The sequence below is a fragment of the Siccirubricoccus deserti genome (assembly GCF_014283215.1).
GTDB classification, from domain to species: domain Bacteria; phylum Pseudomonadota; class Alphaproteobacteria; order Acetobacterales; family Acetobacteraceae; genus Siccirubricoccus; species Siccirubricoccus deserti.
Genome location: NZ_JACOMF010000194.1, coordinates 1 through 1,813 on the forward strand (window position 1 = coordinate 1; position 1,813 = coordinate 1,813).

General features: G+C 65.5%; 1 protein-coding gene, 2 pseudogenes and 1 other annotated feature. Of the genes and pseudogenes, 2 read left to right on the forward strand and 1 reads right to left on the reverse strand.

Annotated features, from left to right (window positions below):
• On the forward strand, nt 1-376 hold a 376-nt coding region (locus tag H7965_RS29690; RefSeq protein WP_186774070.1), incomplete at its 5' end, for a transposase.
• Between the two features lie 63 nt (nt 377-439).
• Nucleotides 440-682, forward strand: a pseudogene (locus H7965_RS29695) (IS66 family transposase); the annotation flags it as partial.
• A 35-nt stretch (nt 683-717) separates the two neighbouring features.
• Here H7965_RS29695 and H7965_RS29700 read toward each other — a convergent pair.
• A pseudogene (locus H7965_RS29700) lies at nt 718-1,493 on the reverse strand (IS3 family transposase); the annotation flags it as partial.
• Nucleotides 1,093-1,209 (reverse strand) — a sequence feature (AL1L pseudoknot). Its footprint overlaps the pseudogene before it by 117 nt.
• Nucleotides 1,494-1,813: the final 320 nt, after the last annotated feature.

A 1,813-nucleotide genomic window follows, 5' to 3' on the forward strand; every position in this document is an offset into this window, starting at 1 on the left:
CCTCGTGCATGCGGCCGACATTCAGGATGCGGATGGCCTTGGCGACCTGCTGAAGCGCCTGAAGCCGCTCTACAACTGGCTCCGGGTCGTGTTCGCCGACAGCATCTACAACCGGCTTGCCGCCTTGCTCGCCTGCTTTCTGGCAGGGATCGTGCTGATCATCGTCCGTCGCGTCGCGGGCAGCGTCGGCTTCGTCGTGCAGCCCCGGCGCTGGGTGGTCGAAAGGTCGCTCGGCTGGTTCGGCCGGTGGCGGCGGCTGTCCAAGGACTACGAGACGCTACCCGAGGTCTCCGAGACGATGGTCACACTGGCCGCGACCCGCCTAATGCTTCACCGCCTCGCTCATCCCAATCGCAGACGACTGCCCGCCCCATGACTTCGCAAGCGGGCTCTAAGATCAAAAGGCAGGTTCAACCCAATCCCGGTAGGCGGCCCTCGGCGCATGGGTACAGCGCGCGACCAGCTGCTGACCTTTGTCGACTGGCCTGGCCAGGTCGGGGCGACGAACAACGCCTGCGAGCGCGACCTCCGTCCCGCCGTGATCCAACGCAAGGTCACCAACGGTTATCGTGCGATGTGGGCCGCTCAGGGCGAGGCGGACGTGCGCACCGTGGTCGACACCGCCCGCCTCGCGCCGAACACCAGCGTCTTTGGCACCATCCTGATGACTGTCTCGGCCTGACTGCTACGCCGCAGAAGTCAGAGGGGGTGGGTAATTACGTAGACGAAGCCTTGCCAAGTCGCCACGTAGGTGAAATCCGACACCCACAGGGCGTTCGGCTGTGGCGCCCGGAACTGCCGGTTCACCTTATCCGCCGGGCAAGGCGCGGCCTTGTCGGCGATCGTGGTTTTGGTTTCCTTGCCGCGGACGGCGCCACGCAGGCCCGCCCGCTGCATCAGGCGTTCCACCGTGCAGCGGGCTACCACGGTGCCATCCCGGGCAAGCTGCCGCCAGACCTTGCGGGCACCGTAGACCCCGAAGTTGGCCGCATGCACCTGCCGGATCTGCTCCATGAGCACCAAGTCCTGCCGGGCTCGGGGCGAGGCCCGCGCTGGGTCGGTACGTCGCGCGACATGGGCATGGTAGATCGACGGAGCGATCCGCAGCATCCCGCAGACCGGCTCGACACCGTAGACCTCGCGCTGATCGTCGATGAAGGCGATCATGGCTTCGATCGGCGGTCGAGCTCCGCCATCGCAAAATAAGCGGACGCCTTCCGCAGAATCTCGTTAGCCTGCCGCAGTTCGCGGACCTCACGCTCCAGCGCCTTGATGCGCTCGCGCTCCTCCGTCGCCGTGCCAAGCCGCTGTCCCGTGTCGTGCTCGCCCTGCCGCACCCATTTCCGCAGCGTCTCGGCCGTGCAGCCGATCTTGGCCGCGATTGAGCCGATCGCGGCCCACTGGGAGGCATGGTCGCCACCATGGTCCAGCACCATACGTACCGCTCGCTGCCGGACCTCAGGCGAAAACCGGTTCGACGTCTTCTTTGTCATAGCCCCATCCTCTCAACAGTCGGGGCCTCCTGTCTGTCGCCGATCGCCTATCTTTCTCCGGCGGACGGCAGCCCGCGGGCCTCCTGGGTTTCACACCCGTTTGTCGGATTGGGAGCCGTCCGTTTCGCCGATCGTCAGCCTGAACAGTTGATCGGGGATGCTCGCTCATAGTAAGCGTCCGGTGACGCTTCCGATTACCCACATTTTCGAACGGGAGCGGCGGAACCGGGGTAGCATTGATGGACTGGATGCCGTGCGTTGCGTGACACGAGGCGGCAATGCCGAAGGGGTCAGAACGGACGGGCGACAGTGTCTCGGTC